This is a genomic window from Streptomyces sp. Edi4 (genome assembly GCF_040253615.1).
Taxonomy (GTDB): Bacteria; Actinomycetota; Actinomycetes; order Streptomycetales; family Streptomycetaceae; genus Streptomyces.
In genome coordinates this window covers 4211143-4225975 of record NZ_JBEJGY010000004.1, presented here as the reverse complement: position 1 = coordinate 4225975, position 14833 = coordinate 4211143, and the positions used below count along the sequence as shown (strand labels likewise).

The window sequence follows — 14833 nt, the reverse complement described above, 5'->3', positions numbered from 1 at the left end:
CCCAGGGAGCCAAGCCCCGGCGGGTCAGGGAGGCAGGGAGAACTCCCTGACCCCCTCCCTGACCCGCCTCCCTCCCTCTCACCTGCGCAAATGATCTGTCAGGGAGTCAGGGAGGCCCGCAGGTCAGCACCCCCGAAACCCCCTCCACAACGCCCCTGGCAGGGGGTGTCCCTGCCTCCCTGACCATCTCCCGAAGGGATTCCGCATGTACCCCGACATCACACCCCATGGAGCCACCGTCGGCGCCGGACTGAGCGAGGCGCAAGCCGAGATGGAGGCGCGCCGGATCATCACCGACGCCTACCGGCCCACCGCCTACCGCGACGACACCCCCGTCCCTGCCCACGGCGACACCCCGCCCGTCCCCCAGCCCGGACGGCCCCCGATGAGCCAAGGCGCCACGGACGCCAGCGTGCTCATGCTCACCGGCGGCGCCACCACGACCATGGTCGGCGGCACCGCCGCCGTGCTCATGTACGCATCACAGTTCGCCGACCCCATCGTGTGCGCCCTCGTCTTCGGCGCCCCCACCGCCCTCGTGCTCGCCCTCGCCCGGCTCGCCCGACGCGCCACGCCCGCCCCGGACGTCCACCACCACTACTCGGGCCCGGTCCACCAGGAACAGCGCAACACCCACATCCGTAAGTCCATCTTCAAGCGCAACCACTTCCACAGCTGACCAGCCAGGAAGGGAAATCCCCATGGCTCACACACCGAGCAGGCCACGCAAGCGCTACCCCGGCATGGCCTCCACCACCCCGGGCGGGATCGCCTACATGGGGTCCAGGCCCAACACCGCCCCGCGCGGCAGCGAATACCCCGACACCACCCGCAACCGCCCCCGAACCCACGCCTCCTGACACCGTCGAAAGGCACCCCATGCGCACCCACACCTCCGATGAAGTCCCGCCGACACCCGAAGACGCCTACACCGGTGCCCCCAGCATCCTCAACGAGATCGCGTGGATTGCCCGCACGGCGGCCGATCCCGAGTCCCGCAGCGACCTGGACCGCGAGTACTTCCTGCGCAAAGCAGCCGTCTTCGACCGCATCGCCCTGAGCGGCGACCCCGACATCCCGTACGGCAGCGACACCGAAACCGCCCACGCCACGGCCCTCTACCTGATGGACCTCGACCACGCGCCCGTCATCTGCGACCCGCGCACCTACGTCCGCCAGCAGTACGCCCAGTGGGCGCACCAGCAGTAGCTACGCCAAGGGCGGCCCCCTCTCACGCCAATGAACCGGGGCCGCCCTTGCCTGCCAGCGCTTCTCACAGAACTGGAGACACCCAGCATGACCCAACCCACCGACAACATGCGAGAGCACCTGCGTATCGCTCTCGACCTGGCCGCCTCGCAGATCCCCGTCCTTCCCCTGCGGGCGGGAAAGGTCCCGTTCGGGAACTGCCGACGCTGCGCCGACAACGCGTGCGGCGGGCGGCCGAACATGAAGACGCCGGGACCGTGCGCCTGCCCCGGCCCCTGCCACGCGTGGGCCGCCGCGACCACCGACCCAGACATCATCAACTCCGGTGTCTGGCGCCACGCCTGGTTGCGGGCATCTGCGGTCGCCTACCACCCCGGCGGGGCGGGCCTGACGGTCGTGGACCTGGACAACGCCGACGCGATCGCCTGGGCCCGCGAGAACCTGCCCGCCACGACGACCGTGGCCACCACCCGGGGCGAGCATTGGCTCTACCTGGGGCGGATGCGGTCGGCGAACGCGGTCCGGCCGGGTGTCGACGTCAAGTCGACCATGGCCTACGCCCGCTGGCTGGGGTTCGGCTCCGGCACCATGGCGCTCCTGCCGGACGTTGTGCGCGCGCTGGTCGAGAGGGAAGAGACCACCTCCCCGCCCGGCAGGGTGGTCTCTTCCGTTCCCGGCCGGGCCGCATGGGAGCAGTCGGTGGCCACCGGCTGCCGCCACACCCCCGCCTACGTCCGCACCGGCCTCGAACGGGGCCTCGCCCGGATCGCCGCCCACGCCGAGTCCGGCGCCGGGTCGCAGGCGTTCGCCGTGGCGCAGTTCCTCGCCCACCAGCACGCCCAGTGCCCCGGCCCCTGCGGTCTGGACGTCATGGGGCGCGAGATCGTGGCTGCGGCCGTCTCCGTGGGCGTCCCCGAGGCGTACGCGGGGCGGGCCGTGGCCAACGGCATGGCCCAGGTGGTGAGGGCGGCATGACGCCCCACCGCCCCCGCACCGAGACAGCGGCGTGCGGACAACTCGCCCTGGACGGCCTTCCGGCCGCCCCGGCAACAGAACCATCCGCCGGGCGGGCGGTCGTTGCTCGTAAGACGTCGGCCGAAGGCCGTCCTTTCACGCTTGTCAGCCCTGACCCGCACCCGCCCACCCGGTCCGGCCACGGCACGGTTGTGTCCGGCTGGCTGCGGATCGTCGCCCCACCGTCCTGGACTGGCCAGGCCCGCGCGCGCTGCTGGTGCGTGTGCGGCTTCCAGCGGGACGCCATCGGCCGGGCGGCCGTCCTGCAACTGATCGCCGCGCACGGCGAACACCGCACCTCATGCCCGCTGTTGAGCCCGACTTCGGAAGGAAGGGCCGCCGCATGACGACCAACGACACCAGCGCGGACCTGTGGGAAGGGTTCGAGCACATCGAACCCGAGCAGATCACCGGCCCCGCCTGGGACGAACCTGTCCCCCTCCGTACCCGCCCGCCGCTCCCGGACTTCCCCGTGGACGCCCTGCCCGCCTGGCTGTCCAGCATGGTGCGCGGTGTCGCCGAGGAGACCCAGACCCCCGCCGACCTCGCCGGATGCCTGGCTCTGGCCGTCCTGGCCACCGCCGCCGGGGGACGCGTCAAGGTGTGCGTGCGTGGTCATTGGCGTGAGCCTGTGAACATCTACACCGCCATCGCCCTGCCGCCCGGCAACCGCAAGTCAGCCGTCTTCGACCTGATGGTGCAGCCCCTGCTCGATGCCGAGAAAGCCCTGATCGAACTGTCCGGGCCGGTACGGGCAGAGGCGGAAACCCTGATGGCACTGGCCAAGTCCGCCGCCACCAAGGCCGCAGAGAAGGCCGCCGGGGCGGATGCCGGACTCCGCGAGACGCTGACCGCCGAAGCCGTCCAACTCGCCCAGGACGCCGCGAAGATGCGGGTTCCCGCCGAACCGCAGCTTGTCGCGGACGATGTGACCCCGGAGAACGTCGGGACGCTCCTGGACGAGCAGGGCGGGCGCATCTCGTGCCTGAGCGCCGAGGGCGAGCTGTTCGACATCATCGCCGGGCGCTACACCGGCAAGCCCAACATGGGCATGTTCCTCAAAGGCCACGCAGGCGACATGCTCCGCGTCAACCGGCAGGGCCGCAGCGCCCAGCACGTCGCCTCACCGGCCGTCACGATCGGTCTGGCCGTGCAGCCGGAAGTCCTGGACGCGCTCAGCCGTATCGACGGGGCCGACGGACGCGGACTCCTGGCCCGCTTCCTGTACTCCAAGCCCCTGTCGCTGGTCGGCTCCCGCAGCCTGACCCCCGCCCTGCTGGACGAGCAGGTGGCCGCCACCTACGCCAAACACCTGGCAGGCCTCACGCTCGCTCTGGCGGACTGGACCGACCCCGCTCTCATCCAGCTCACCCCGGAAGCCGACGCGGTTCTGCTGGCCTTCCAGAAGGTCACCGAATCGCGCCTGGGGCCGGACGGGAGCTTCGCACCGATCGTGAAATGGGCGTCCAAGCGGGACGGGGCCGTGGCCCGCATCGCCGGACTCCTCCACCTCGCCACCCACCCCGAAGACGGATGGCACAAGCCCATCGAAGCCCCGACGATGGCCGCCGCCACCGAGCTGGGCGACTACTTCACCGCGCACGCCCTGGACGTGTTCAGCGCCATGAGCGCAGGCCCCGCCCACGAATCTGCCGTGACCGTCCTCGCCCAACTCGTGGCCACCAACCCCGCGCAGTTCACCAAGCGCGAGCTGTTCCGCACCCTGCGGCGGGCCGACTTCCCCGCCATCGGCGACCTGGACCCGGCCCTGGCCCTACTCGAAGAACACGGCTGGGTCCGCCAGCAACCGCCGCCCCCGCGCACGGGACGCGGCGGCCGACCCCCGTCGCCCCGCTACGAAACCCACCCGCGCATCGCACGCGGAGCCTGACACAACCCCCAAACCGCTGACAGAACTGACACAACCCCCACCGCAAGCCGCTGACCTGCACCAACAGCCATGATCGCGGCTCTGACAGAACTGAGTTAAAACTCGACAGAACCCCCGGCCCTCCCGCCAGGCGTCTGTGACAGAACCTCCCCCAGAGAGGTTCTGTCAGGTTTTAATTCGGTTCTGTCAAAGATCCAGAACCTGCAAAACCCGCAGGTCAACGACTTATTAGCGAGGTTCTGTCAGTTCTGTCAGCGACTCCCTGCTTCCAGCTCACCCCGAGAAGGAGTCGCACCGTGGCAAGCCCCAAGATGCTCAAGCTCCCCGAAGTTCTGGAAGAGATCGAGATGAGCCGCGCCGCCTTCTACCGGCTGCGGGCACGGGGCCAGGCCCCGAGGCTCATCAAGCTCCCCAACGGCCAGATTCGTTGCCGCCGTGGCGACTTGGACGCCTGGTGGGAGAAGCACGAAATCGCAGCCTGACCCCCCAGCCATCCCAGTGGGCCCCGCCGAACCGGCGGGGCCCACTTCCGTGAGGGAGCACGATGCACAGCTACGACGTACGCATTTGGAACATCCGTAAGCGCCCCAGCAAGGCAGCACCGTTCCAGCTCCGTTGGCAGGTCGATGGCACGGAGCACCAGGAGAAATTCGCGACCAAGACGCTCGCGGACGCGCGCCGGGCGGAGCTGCTGAGCGCGACGCGCAAGGGGGAGCCGTTCGACACGGAGTCCGGGCTCCCCGTATCGGAGACGCGTGAGCGCAACCGCACGGGCTGGTACAGCCACGCGCGCGCCCACGCGGCCCGGAAGTGGCCGACCGCTGCGGCCAAGCACCGCGCGAGCATCGCTGAGAGCCTGACCATCGCCACCATGGCGCTGTGCCCCACCGGGCAGGGACGCCCCGCAGACGACCTCTTGCGGCGCGCCCTCTATCAGTGGGGATTCAACGCTGGCCGCCACGACCAGGAACCGCCGGGCCCCGAAGCCAAAGCCTTGGCGTGGGTCGACAGTCACGCCCCGGCCGTGGTCGAGCTGGACAGCGCCAAGCGCGTACGCACCGTCCTGGAACACCTGGCCAAGCGGCAGGACGGGAAGCCTGCCGCAGCCAACACTTTCCGTCGGCGGCGTGCGGTGCTGAGCAACTGTCTGCGTCTGGCGGTCGAGAACGAGCTGTTGCCCGGCAATCCGTTGCTGCGCGTCCACTGGGAGACGCCCAAGGCGGTAGAGGAGCTGGACACCCGGAGCGTCGCCACCCCGGCGCAAGCGCGGGCCCTCTTGGACGCTGTTGGTGCTCAAGGGCCGCGCGGCGCCCATCTGGTCGCGTTCTTCGCCTGCATGTACTACGCGGCGATGCGGCCGGAGGAAGTCTCCATGCTCAGCGCCGACCAGTGCGACCTCCCCGAAGAAGGCTGGGGACGGCTCATGCTCTCCGGCGCCCGGCCGCAGGTCGGCTCCGCGTGGACCGACACAGGTAAGCCGTACGAGGAGCGCCAGTTGAAGCACCGGGCCCGCCGTGCAGTCCGTCCCGTGCCGATCCCGCCCGTGCTGGTCGCCATTCTGCGCGCCCATCTGAAGACGATCGGCGCCACATCAGAAGGCCGTCTGTTCAGCGCCGTACGCGATGGTCCGGTCCGGTCTCAGGAGTACGGGGCCGTGTGGAAGGAAGCGCGCCGGAAGGCTCTCTCTCCGGCGCAGGTCGCTTCCCCGCTGGCAGCCATCCCGTACGACCTGCGGCATGCCTGTGTGTCGTTCTGGCTCCGGTCCGGGGTGAGCCTGGCCGAGACCGCCCGCCGGGCGGGCCAGAGCGTGGCCGTGCTTCAGCGCTACTACGCCAAGGTGCTGGACGGTGAGGAAGCGAAGATGAATGCGCTCATCGAGCAGGGGCTGGCCGAGCACGAGGGCGACGCCTAGGGGCCAGATTCCTGGCCGCAGGTTGGCCGCACGCGCTGGTCAGGGGTGGGATACCGCCGGATCAGGGTGAGACAGGGTCATGCAGAAGGGGCGCCGCTCCGGAGAGCCGCGCCCCTTCTGACCTGCAAGCTTCTGACCTGCTGCGGTGGGTGTGGGATTTGAACCCACGGTGACATCGCTGCCACGACGGTTTTCAAGACCGTTCCCTTAGGCCGCTCGGGCAACCCACCCACGCCCCCCGCCTCACCAGGCGCGGAGCGACCTACAGCCTACCGGCCGCGGTGCGCTGTGTGGGCCCTTGGGGTGGGTCGGGTTCGTGGGTGGCCCGCTTGCCGGTCCGGGGGCGTGGAGGCCCGGCGCGGGCCATCACTCGGGGCCCGCCGGGTGACGAGGGCCCGGCTCGGCGGGGTCGTCAGTTGCTGTCGCCCTTTCGTTCGCCCAGGGTGATCGTCACCGTGTTCTCCTTGCCGTCCCGCTTGTACGTCAGCGGGACCTGGTCGCCCGGCTTGTGCGTCCAGATCTCGCTGATGAGCGTCGGGCCGCTGTCGATGGGCATGTCGCCGAACTTGGTGATGACGTCGCCCGGCTTCAGGCCCGCCTTGTCCGCGGGGCCGCCCGGCGTGATCGGCTGCTGGCTTCCGTTGCCCTGCGGGGAGATCTGCGCGCCGTCCGTACTGTCGCCGCCTCCGGGCATGCCGCCCGGGCCGCCCTGCTGGATGCCGACGGAGGCGCCGATCACCGGGTAGACCGGCTGACCGGTCTTGATGAGCTGGTCCGCGACGTTCTTCGCCTGGTTGATCGGGATGGCGAACCCGAGACCGATCGAGCCCGCCTGCGACTGGCCGCCCATGCCGCCGGTGCCCGCCGACTGGATCGCCGAGTTGATGCCGATGACCGCGCCGGCCGAGTTGATCAGCGGCCCGCCCGAGTTGCCCGGGTTGATGGAGGCGTCGGTCTGTAGGGCGCTCATGTACGAGGCCTTGGAGTTCTGCCCGTCGCTCGAGGCCACCGGACGGTTCTTGGCGCTGATGATGCCGGTGGTGACGGTGTTGGAGAGGCCGAAGGGCGCGCCGATCGCGATCGTCGAGTCACCGACCGCGACCTTGTCCGAGTTGCCGAGGGACAGCGGCTTCAGGTTCGCCGGGGCGTTCTTCAGCTTGATGACGGCCACGTCGTAGCCCTGGGCACGGCCCACCACTTCGGCGTCGTACTTCTTGCCGTTGGAGAACGTCGCGGACAGCTTGCCGCCGGTCGCCGCGGAGGCCACCACGTGGTTGTTCGTGAGGATGTGGCCTTCCTTGTCGTAGATGAAGCCGGTACCCGTGCCGCCTTCGCCGTCATTGCCCTGCGCGTCGATCGTCACCACGCTGGGCAGTGAGTTCGCGGCGACTCCCGCCACCGTGCCCGGGTCGCGCTTGAAGTCCTTGGGTGTGTCGGAGGACGCCACCGTGGTGGAACCCGATCCTCCGTTGTCGTGGTCCGCCGCGAAGTAACCGATCGCTCCGCCGATGCCGCCGGCCACCAGGGCCGCCGCCACGACGGCCGCGATCAGGCCGCCGCCGCGCTTGCGCCGGGCGGGGGGCTCGGGGGCGCCCCACGGTTCGCCCGGCCGGCCCTCGCCGTCGCCTCCGTAGGAGCCACCACCACCGTAGGAACCGTCGCCTCCGTAGGAGGGGAGCGTGGGCGGGGGCGGGGGCCATCCGGCGCCGCCGCCCTGCTGCGGGGCCGCCGACTCGTGCGCGGCGTGCGCCTGCGGCGCCGGAGCGCCCGGGGTCGGCGGCAGCGGCGCGGTGGCCGGATCGTGGCCGGGCCGCGGGTCATGGCTGGGCTGCGGGTCATGGCCCGGTCGCGGGTCGGTGCTCTGTGACGGCGGTACGGATCCGTGGACGAGCGTGCTCTCCGCCTCGCCCGGCACCGCGCTCGACGGGGCCGGGGCCGCGTCCGACGGGGCCGCGGCGGCTTCCCGTGCCGGGACAGCGGGAGCTTCGGCGGGCTCGGGAGGTGCAGCAGGTGCAGACGACGGGGCAGGCGGGACGGCCGGGACCGCGGTGCCCTCGTTCTCGGTGCTCACAGCTTGCTCTCCTCGGTTTCCACTTGGTCTTGGGTCCACTTGGTCTGGGGTCTGGGGGACGATCGGTCGGGCGGTCGCACGGTCTGGCGTCGGGCGGTCGCACGGTCTGGCGTCTGGCGTCTGGCGGTCATTCGGTCTGGCGTCGGGCGGGCGGGCGGTCTGACGGGCCGGCAGATGTCGCTGCCTTGGGGCCCGGTGGGGTCCTGCGCGGTGCGGCGGTGCGCGGTGGTGATGCTCGGGGTCGCTGCCGGGCGCCGGCGTGGGGCCCGGCAACAACCATGGTGCGCCAGGGGTCCGACATCGGACCCCGCACTGTGCGGATGACTCCGCTCAGCTTTTCCCACCGCACGTCAGGCCACTGTAAGCAGGAGCTGTGTATTCGCGCGCGAACCTGTGCCCCGGCGGGTGGCACGATGACGCGGTGACTCAAGCACGGCAGCACAGCCCGCACACCCCCGACCCCGCCCGCGTCCAAGTGGTGGCCCACCGAGGAGCCTCCGAGGACGCCCCCGAGCACACGCTCGCCGCGTACACGAAGGCGATCGAGGACGGCGCCGACGCCCTGGAATGCGATGTCCGGCTCACCGCCGACGGCCACCTCGTCTGCGTCCACGACCGGCGCGTCAACCGCACCTCCAACGGCCGGGGCGCCGTGTCCGCCCTGGAACTGTCCGAGCTGGCCGCGCTCGACTTCGGCTCCTGGAAGGACAGCGAGGAGAGCCCGGACTGGAAGGACCGCGAGTTCACTTCCGTCCTGACCCTGGAGCAGCTGCTCGAACTCGTGGCGGACGCGGGGCGCCGGGTCGAGCTGGCCATCGAGACCAAGCACCCCACCCGCTGGGCCGGTCAGGTCGAGGAACGCCTCGTGCACCTGCTCAAGAGGTTCGGCCTCACTCAGCCGCCGCCGGCCGGTCAAACCTCCCCGGTCCGCATCATGAGTTTTTCCGCGCGCTCCCTGCACCGGGTGGCCGCCGCCGTCCCGGAGATCCCGACGGTCTATCTGATGCAGTTCCTGTCGCCGCGACTGCGCGACGGACGGCTGCCGGCCGGCGCGCGGATCGCGGGCCCCGGCATGCGGATCGTGCGCAACCACCCCGCCTACATCGAGCGACTGCACCGCGCGGGCCACCGCGTGCACGTCTGGACGGTGAACGAACCCGAGGACGTGGATCTGTGCGTAAGCCTCGGAGTGGAGGCAATCATCACCAATCGCCCGAAACAGGTTCTGTCCCAACTGGGCCGGATGTAACGGCCATTACAGGGTGTGCTCCGGCGCGTTCATTCCGTATTCGACCGTGACGAATGCGTCTCCCGACGTCGGTTGGCCGGTTTCCGGTCCAGTCCATTGGGGCATTCACACCGTGGCGTGGGGCGAAGGAGGTCTCGGGGGTGGCGTTGGTGGTGGCACAGGAGGTGCCCACGTCGTCGAGCATGGCCGTACCCCATGGCCCTGCGGGCGTGGGCAAGGCACGGCACCGGATGCGCGAGCAGCTGCTCGGCAACGGGGTGTCGGAGCCGGTCGTCGACGATGCCGTTCTGATCCTTTCCGAACTGCTCAGCAATGCCTGCCGGCACGGCAGGCCGCTGGGGCGGTCCGACATAGGTGAGGGCGACGTCGAGGCGGCCTGGCGGATCGACAAGGCGGGGCGGCTGACGGTCGAGGTCACGGACGGAGGCGGCCCGACCCGGCCCGTTCCGGCGACGCCGTCGGTGACCGCGCGCGGCGGCCGGGGGCTGAACATCATCAGCGCCCTCGCCCAGGACTGGGGCATCAAGGACAGCGCGTCCGGCGAGGTCACCGTGTGGGTCATCCTCACGGGGGCACACCGCCACGACGATTTCGCTACGCGCGTCACCGGACCCGCGACGGCGGTCGGCCTGGAGTACGCGGACGCGTTCGACGACCTGGACTGAAGGCAGCCCCGCACCCCGGCCCGTTCGACGACCTGGACTGAAGGCGGCCCCGCGCCCCGGGACCGCCCGCGCCCGGGCCCCGGGGGCGTGGGGCCGCGTCCCGCCGGTCCGGGCGGCTAGGCTCGCGCCGACACAGCGACACCGCACCACCGCAGTCGGGAGAGAGCCACACCATGGCCAAGAAGCGTCCGCAGACGAAGGCCGTCAAGCCGCAGATCAGCGACGGGGAAATCCCGGTCGTCGGGGCCCGTGAGCCCTGCCCCTGCGGCTCCGGCCGCCGCTACAAGGCCTGTCACGGTCGCGCCGCCGCGCACGCCGTGACCGAGCTGGTCCAGCGCCCCTTCGAGGGCCTTGCGGGAGAGTGCGACTGGGTCGCCCTGCGTGAGCTGGTCCCCGCCGCGACCGTACCGCTGACCCTGAAGGACGGGCTGCCCGACGGCGTGCCGTCCGTGACGCTGGCGACCGTGCTGCCGATGGCGTGGCCCGCGTTGCGCCGCGAGGACGGTTCGGTGCTGCTCGGCCTCCAGAACGACACGCCGTCCGGCGACATCAGCCGCGACCTGGCCGACACGCTCCGGCGCGCCCTGGTGGCCGAGCCGGGCTCGCCGGTCGCCGCCCAGCGCGCCGAGTCCGACAGCCCCCGCCTCCAGGATCTGCTCGACCCCGCCGCCCCGTTCGAGCCCGAGGTGCACACCGGCTTCGAGTTCTGGGTGGCGGACGCGGACAGCGCCGCCTCCGAGGTCGCCGCCTCCCTGGAGCGGGCCAACGCCGCCGCGATCCCGACCGTACGGCTCACGTCGGTGGACTCCTCGTACTGGTGCGAGACCCCCGAGAAGAACCACCTGCGCTGGGTCATGCCGCACCCCGAGGAGAAGCTGCTCGACGCGCTGGCGCGGCTGCACGCGGCCGGCACGTCCTCGCTCGGCGAGGGCACCCGCCTGGTCGGCTCGTTCCGGGCGCACGGCCTGACCGTGCCGGTGTGGGACCTGCCGGCCGGGATGGGCGCCGAGGAGTGCGAGAAGCCCGCGGCCGCGTTCGCCGAACGCCTCGCCGGGGCGCTCGCGAACGAGGAGCCGCTGAGCGCGGAGGAGCGCCGGGCCAGGGGCGGGCTCACCAACCGCCAAGTGACGCTCAGCTGAGAGTGACCAAGGACGCCCCTTTCGGTCGGCCGACAGGTGACTCCTGTCACAACTCCCCGTACTGACAGGTAAATCGGTGTCCGAATTACCGAGATCGAATTTGCGAACGACCGATCTCTTGTTACCGTTCTAAGAGCCCGGTCGCTGGTGCATCCCCCGTCGCCAGCGATCGGGCCCTTCATTTTCCGGTTCGGTCAACGAGCCCCGCGTTCCGTGGAGTTGCTGCCGGAACGCAGCAGCAGCGGTGAGTCCTCTCCCGCCCCCGCGAACTCCGCCACCGCCGAATACGCCCCCGCTCCCGCGCCGCGCCCTGGCCGGCTCTCGTGCGGGGTTTCACAGGAATCGGGCTGGTCATCGGCCGCCACCTGGCAGTCCGTCTCCAGCGTCCTGTCCTCGGGACCCATCAGCGTCAGGACGGCGCCCAGCTCCTGGCCGGTCGCGTTGCGGTAGTAGGCGCGCGCCCAGGTGTCGCGCCCCCGGCTCAGCACACACGTCTGCGCCTCGACCCCTTCGGGGGAGAGAAGTTCGGGACCGCACCGCGCCGTCGCGTCCTCGGACGAAGGCAACGGTGACCCGTGCGCCCGCGCGGGGACGTGTGTGAGGGGGCTTTTTGCGTCAACCGCCGGGCCCGTTTTCTCCGGCCCTCCGGCGGGTCCCGCCGAGGCGGCCAGCGGCAGCAGCACGGTGCCCACCACGACAGCCGTGAGCCCGGCCACGCGCAGGTGCTGGAGATTCATGGGGGACCCGCCTGCCCTGGAATTCCTGATGGTGGGCCGAAGATATCCACGGAAACCGGGCGCTTGGTCGCCCGGGCACCCAATTCCCGTACAACCGGGGCCCCCTCGCACCCGAAAGAGTGAAGGCGGCCCGGGAACCGGACCGCCTTCGCGCTCATTGGGCCGGCCCCAAGGACCGGCGCTCCCTCAGTGGGCCTGCTTCAGTAGGCCAGTCGGCTTCCACCGTCCGGTGCGCTGGTGCTCGCCTCGACCAGCGCGTCCACCACCGTCTCCACATCCGGCAGCCAGGGCCCCCTCGCCCCGAGTGGCGGCCGCTCCCAGCGGATCCGGCCCTTGCCGGTCTGTGACGGGGGCAGCACCAGATATCCGCCCTCGCTGTGGAAGCGGAGCGAACTGGGCACCGAGTCCTTGGAGTACAGGAGCTCGCCCAGACGCTCCATCGAGTACGGCGCCACCAGGAGCGACCACCGGGTGGGCGTCGCCACGACGGGGCCGAGCCGCACGCCCATGGAGTCGAGGGCGGCGAGCGCCCGGGCTCCGGCGAGGGCCGGCAGACTGATCGCGCAGGGCGCTCCGGCTCCGGTGGCGAGCAGCACCGGCGCGGCCGGCCGGTTCGTCCACCACCAGCGGATCATGCGCTCGTCGGTGGTGGCCGCGAGCAGCACGGGGTCGAAGGGATGCGCTCCCGGTACCACGCATTCGGGGTCGGGGCAGGCACAGCCGCAGCCGCCCGCGGCCAGTCCCACACCGGGGAGCACGGGCCATTTCCATTGGGTCGCACAGGTCAGCGCGGCGCCGAGCTGAGCAGCCCTTTCACTGCGCCAAAGCCGGAACCTGCGTCGCCTTCCGAGGATCTCGCGCATGGGCGCTCGTTCCTTTCCGTTGAACGCCGAGTCCACATCACATGACGTGTGCATAACTTCACTGCGCGTACGTGCTCCGTGAGCAGGCGGTGGAGATACCCGCCGGGACCGAACGCGGACCGAACGCGGACCGAACGCGGATCGTCACCGCGGCGGGCGACGGCCACTGCCCGTAACCATTTAAAGCATGGCGAAGGGTGGCGCGTGCCTGGCGCTTGCCGTCCTGTTGTGCAAAAACCCCGCCACTCGGGGGTGAGGCGTGGCCGGTCGGCTCTTAAGACGCTGCGGCCGGCCGCAAGGTTCCAGGGCTCCTGAACCGCCCCGGACCACACCGATTACGTACCCAACACGGCTGAAACGACGCACAGTTGAACTTCTTCAGTCGACCCCAGGGCGAGGCCGCCAGGGGCATTTTCCGGACAACTTGAACGCCCCACGGACACCAATAGTCCCGCCAGGACAATGCTGGACATCCCCTCACTTGTGCGTGTACATGTGGAAGCATTGATAGCGGCGCAGAATGACATGGGGGTTTGCGATGCTATTGCGCACAATCGACCAGTCGGAAAGCCGGCTGCCATGAGCGCCCCTCACCTGCCGAAAGTGGCTGGAATCAATCCAGCCGTTCCGCCCCCGGCGCACACTCACGCGCCGCTGCCCTCACCCGTCGCCCCCACCCCACCCGGCGCGGTGCTCCAGGACCGGCTCGCCGGCTGGGTCTCCGACCTCACCACGCTGCACGAACTCACCGAACGGCTCGCCCGCACCACGGCGCTCGACGCCGCCCTCGACGAACTCCTCACGGCGGGCGCCGCCCTGGTCGGCGCCCAGCGCGGCCTGGTCGTCATGGAACCGGCGGACGGACTCGGTCCGGTCGTCACCACCGGCCTCGGGCTCGCCCACGCCGACCTCGGCCACATCGAGACCGTGCCGCGCAGCGCCACCGCCTACGGCCGGATCCTGGACGGGCTGCCCGGCGCCGACGGCGGCGCCGACCTCATGGCGGACCCCGACGGCCTCGACCCGCGCCACCGCGAGGTCGCCGCCCGCCTCGGCTACGCCGCCAGCTACGCCCTGCCCCTGAGCACCGACGGCGCGGGCCGGCTCGGCGCCGCCGTCTGGCTCTACGACGAGAGCGCGGAGCCCGTGGAGCGCCAGCGGCACCTGGCCGGCCTCTACATCCGCTACGCCGCCGAACACCTGGCCCGCCTGGTCGAACTGGAGCGGGCCCGCGCCCGGGTGGCGACCATCGCCGAGGAACTGCTGCCCAGCCGGCTGCCCCGGGTCGCCCGGGTCCAGCTGGCCGTCCGCCACCGCACCGGACCACTGGGCGGCGGCGACTGGTACGACGCGCTGCCGCTGCCCGAGGGCGCGCTCGGGCTCGCGGTCGGCTCCGTCACCGGGTCGGGTCCGAGCGCGGTGGCCGCGATGGGACGGCTGCGCGCGAGCCTGCGGGCGTACGCCGTGATGGAGGGCGAGGACCCCGTGGCCGTGCTCTGCGACCTCGAACTGCTGCTGCGCCTGACCGAGCCCGCCCGCTCGGCAACCGCCCTCTTCGCCTACTGCGAGCCCGCCCGGCGCAAGATCGTGCTCGCCGGCGCGGGACACGCCCCGCCGTTGATCATCGGGGAGCGGCGCACCGAGTTCCTCGAGACCTCGCTCTCCGCGCCGCTGGGCATGCTGGCCTGCTGGGAGGCGCCGAGCGTGGAGCTGTCACCGGGCCCAGGAGAAACGGTGCTGCTGTACACGGACGGCCTGCTGCGCCGCACCGGCGACCCCATGGACCGCGCGTTCGCCCGGCTGCACGCGGCGGCGGCGAGCGTCCCCCGTGCGGTGCGTGACGACCCGGACGCCGTGCTCGACCACGTGCTGCGCGCCCTTCTGCCCGAGGGCGCCGACGGTGCGGACGCCGCCGAGGACGTGGTGATGCTCGCGGCCCGCTTCGCCTAGGGCCGCCCCCGGCGCAGGCCCCGACCAGCGCCGGTAAGAGGCACTACGGCCCTGGACCCCCTTCCGCACGCCCGTACGATGGTGGAGGTCCCCCGTGCTCGCGCAGTACCGGGGGAATGCGACGTCGTACCAA

General features: G+C 71.2%; 14 protein-coding genes and 1 tRNA gene. 11 read left to right on the top strand and 4 right to left on the bottom strand.

The window, feature by feature from the left end:
* Positions 1-205 precede the first annotated feature (205 nt).
* From ABR738_RS21165 to ABR738_RS21135, 7 genes are all read left to right on the top strand, one after another.
* A complete protein-coding gene (locus tag ABR738_RS21165) occupies positions 206-679 on the top strand; it encodes a hypothetical protein (protein WP_350231561.1) in 474 nt (157 codons plus the stop codon).
* 22 nt (positions 680-701) lie between these two features.
* On the top strand, positions 702-860 hold the full coding sequence (locus tag ABR738_RS21160) for a hypothetical protein (protein ID WP_350231560.1): 159 nt from the start codon (positions 702-704) through the stop codon (positions 858-860).
* Positions 861-879: 19 nt separating this feature from the next.
* Positions 880-1209, top strand: a complete 330-nt coding sequence (locus ABR738_RS21155) for a hypothetical protein (RefSeq protein ID WP_350231559.1) — start codon at positions 880-882, stop codon at positions 1207-1209.
* An 87-nt stretch (positions 1210-1296) separates the two neighbouring features.
* Positions 1297-2184, top strand: coding sequence for a bifunctional DNA primase/polymerase (locus ABR738_RS21150; protein WP_350231558.1), 888 nt, complete (start codon positions 1297-1299; stop codon positions 2182-2184).
* A gap of 382 nt (positions 2185-2566) precedes the next feature.
* Positions 2567-4114 carry a YfjI family protein gene (locus tag ABR738_RS21145; protein WP_350231557.1) on the top strand — a complete coding sequence of 516 codons (1548 nt, stop codon included), beginning with the start codon at positions 2567-2569 and terminating at the stop codon, positions 4112-4114.
* Between the two features lie 296 nt (positions 4115-4410).
* Positions 4411-4596, top strand: a complete 186-nt coding sequence (locus tag ABR738_RS21140) for a helix-turn-helix transcriptional regulator (protein ID WP_350231556.1) — start codon at positions 4411-4413, stop codon at positions 4594-4596.
* A 62-nt stretch (positions 4597-4658) separates the two neighbouring features.
* Positions 4659-6026, top strand: coding sequence for a tyrosine-type recombinase/integrase (locus ABR738_RS21135; RefSeq protein WP_350231555.1), 1368 nt, complete (start codon positions 4659-4661; stop codon positions 6024-6026).
* Positions 6027-6169: 143 nt separating this feature from the next.
* Here the strand turns inward: ABR738_RS21135 and ABR738_RS21130 are convergent.
* Positions 6170-6256: transfer RNA gene (locus ABR738_RS21130), tRNA-Ser, on the bottom strand.
* A gap of 182 nt (positions 6257-6438) precedes the next feature.
* Complete coding sequence (locus ABR738_RS21125) at positions 6439-8097, bottom strand: S1C family serine protease (protein ID WP_350231554.1); 1659 nt, start codon at positions 8095-8097, stop codon at positions 6439-6441.
* Positions 8098-8518: 421 nt separating this feature from the next.
* Between ABR738_RS21125 and ABR738_RS21120 the strand changes: the two genes are divergently transcribed.
* The 3 genes from ABR738_RS21120 (at position 8519) to ABR738_RS21110 (ending at position 11150) form a co-directional block, all read left to right on the top strand.
* Entirely contained in the window at positions 8519-9346 is an 828-nt protein-coding gene (locus ABR738_RS21120; RefSeq protein ID WP_350231553.1) for a glycerophosphodiester phosphodiesterase, read from the top strand.
* Positions 9347-9399: 53 nt separating this feature from the next.
* Positions 9400-10011 (top strand): ATP-binding protein, encoded by a 612-nt coding sequence (locus tag ABR738_RS21115; RefSeq protein ID WP_350231552.1) that lies wholly within the window; start codon positions 9400-9402, stop codon positions 10009-10011.
* Positions 10012-10184: 173 nt separating this feature from the next.
* Positions 10185-11150 carry a DUF5926 family protein gene (locus ABR738_RS21110; RefSeq protein ID WP_350231551.1) on the top strand — a complete coding sequence of 322 codons (966 nt, stop codon included), beginning with the start codon at positions 10185-10187 and terminating at the stop codon, positions 11148-11150.
* A gap of 194 nt (positions 11151-11344) precedes the next feature.
* On the opposite strand, the gene ABR738_RS21105 is transcribed toward ABR738_RS21110, so the two are convergent.
* Both ABR738_RS21105 and ABR738_RS21100 read right to left on the bottom strand, forming a co-directional pair.
* The gene (locus ABR738_RS21105) at positions 11345-11887 is read right to left on the bottom strand and encodes a hypothetical protein (RefSeq protein ID WP_350231550.1); all 543 of its coding nucleotides are present in this window, start codon (positions 11885-11887) and stop codon (positions 11345-11347) included.
* Between the two features lie 200 nt (positions 11888-12087).
* Positions 12088-12750, bottom strand: a complete 663-nt coding sequence (locus ABR738_RS21100; RefSeq protein ID WP_350231549.1) for a bifunctional DNA primase/polymerase — start codon at positions 12748-12750, stop codon at positions 12088-12090.
* A 462-nt stretch (positions 12751-13212) separates the two neighbouring features.
* Here ABR738_RS21100 and ABR738_RS21095 point away from each other — a divergent pair, with 462 nt between their 5' ends.
* Entirely contained in the window at positions 13213-14700 is a 1488-nt protein-coding gene (locus ABR738_RS21095; RefSeq protein WP_350231548.1) for a PP2C family protein-serine/threonine phosphatase, read from the top strand.
* Positions 14701-14833 lie beyond the last annotated feature (133 nt).